Below are 1,819 nucleotides of genomic sequence, written 5' to 3'. Positions count from 1 at the left end.
CTTCTGAAATTCGCTGATGATCTTCTTCATGGTAAAATTCCAGCGGGTTCATTTGCTTAATTTCTTCCCTCGTATAACCAACCTCTTCTACAAACCCTTCATTCAGACGTACATAGTTTCCGTCTTTATCTAATACATAAAACAGTCCGGGAAGACTGTTTAACGCTTTGTCAGTAAATTCTTTCTCATACTGAAGATCTTGTTGGTATTTAACCCGATCTGAAATATCACGGGCCGCTGAATGGATTTCTATAACGCTTCCATCCTTGTCGTAGAGAGGATTTAGATTGTTTTCAACCCATATATAATGACCATCCTTGTGTTTCAGCCGATACGTAATCCGCTCTTTTCCCTTGCCTTCCAAAAGAGCAGTAATGTTGGTTCTGATGGCAGGCCTATCATCAGGATGCACTAAACCAATAATATCTTTTTCCAGATATTCCTCAGGTGTATAACCCAATAAAGTTTCCGTAGAGGGGGAAGCGTAAACGCAGTTCGCTTCGGCATCATAAATAGCCACTTTGTCGGTAGCATTTTCAGCCAGGTATCGAAACTTACGTTCACGATCTGCAATCTCTTTTCGTGATTTTCGGCGTTCCAACAGGTATCCAAGCTGTTTAGCAATAACCATTAAGTGATTCAATACCTGTTGGTCTCGATCTACCGATTCACTGTGATAAAATTCAATAACAGCTGATGGATCTCCCTTTACAGGAATACAAATGCATGATGAGAATACCTCGGCAACAGATTTTCTTCTTTTATAATCAGGAAATTCCTGAAGTGTCTTTACCCAGTAGGGAATATTTTCGTCATATACCTTTCCCACAAGTCCCTCTCCAGGGTAAAAGGTTGTTTTTAGGGATGCTTCCACAAAAGGAGTCTTATTAGATGCCTCGAGATGCCAAACGCCGGCGGTTTCCAACAGCTCTTTCTCCTCATCAAAAGTATAAATGTGGGCAAACGGCCAGTTAATATAATCACATATGTTTTTAAGGCTTTCTTCTAATGCCTCCTCAATATTCTCAAAGTGCTCGATATTATGTCTAATATCACGTAATAGATTTTGGAGGCTTTGTTCTTGACGGAGTTCGAGCTCTATTCTTTTCCGCTCGTCAATATCTACATGAATACCACTAATTTCCTTTACTTCATTTGCTTGATCCCGTCTAATAACTTTCGCTCGGGAGTGAATCCATAAATAGGTGCCGTCCTGTTTTTTTAGCCTGAGGTCTTCCTCAAAAATATTCGCATTCCCATTTTTCGTTTGATTAAAATGTTCAAGAACTCTTTCGAGATCATCGTTATGAATAATTTCTAACCAAATTTCTGGATCTTGCAATCTTGACTTACTATATCCCAGCTTTTCTTGGAGCCACCGATGACTAATATCTAAATGTCTTTTGGGGGGATGGTAGTGCCAGAATCCTACATCTCCTGCAAGCATCGCTAATTCCAGCTTATGTTGCTCTTTTTCAAGCGTAGCAAGGGTCCGTTTTTCCTCGCTGATATCCCGACTTATAGTGGAAAAATATTCTATCTTACCAGAAGTGTCTTTATGAGCCGTCATTACCGTTGAGGTTGGAATATTTTTTCCCTTGGCTGTTTGAAAAGTAAGCTCTCCTTTCCATACGCCTTCCTCAGTAGCTTTTGGAAGAACCTCATTTTGTAAAAACCGAATGGTATCCTCAGGATGAAATTTAGCAAGGTTTGTGCCAATAATATCCTGATTATCCGTCAGACCGAGCATCTTTCGTCCCGATGGATTCATATAATGAATATTGCCTTCTGTATCGACCAAACCTACAAAGTCAGAGGT

1 protein-coding gene is annotated in these 1,819 nt (G+C 40.0%); it reads right to left on the bottom strand.

Translation table 11 applies throughout. The features are described from left to right. Positions 1 to 1,819: PAS domain S-box protein (locus FN808_RS19050; RefSeq protein ID WP_185958498.1), on the bottom strand; the 1,819-nt coding region annotated here is incomplete at both ends.

The organism is Fodinibius sediminis (assembly GCF_900182555.1).
Classification (GTDB): domain Bacteria; phylum Bacteroidota; class Rhodothermia; order Balneolales; family Balneolaceae; genus Fodinibius; species Fodinibius sediminis.
The sequence above is the reverse complement of the archived record's forward strand: the minus strand, read 5'-3'. Positions and strand labels throughout refer to the sequence as shown.